Genomic DNA, 314 nt, shown 5'->3' on the forward strand with positions numbered 1-314 from the left:
AGCAAAGCGCCATATAAACAGCAGCATTGGCTTGCGAACCTGAATGAGGTTGAACGTTTGCGTAGTCAGCACCAAACAACTCTTTAGCACGATCAATCGCTAGCTGCTCAACCACGTCAACATGCTCACAACCACCGTAGTAACGCTTACCCGGATAGCCTTCAGCATACTTATTCGTTAATGCAGAACCTTGAGCCTCCATCACGCGAGGGCTGGTGTAGTTTTCTGATGCAATCAGTTCAATGTGTTCTTCTTGACGCGTTGCTTCAGCAGTAATTGCATTTGCTATTTCATCATCAAAGCCAGCTATAGTC

General features: G+C 46.2%; 1 pseudogene. It reads right to left on the bottom strand.

Annotated features, from left to right (window positions below):
* Positions 1-314 (bottom strand): annotated as a pseudogene (gene glyA, locus A3761_RS05370) (serine hydroxymethyltransferase); the annotation flags it as partial.

It is taken from the genome of Oleiphilus sp. HI0123 (assembly GCF_001635315.1).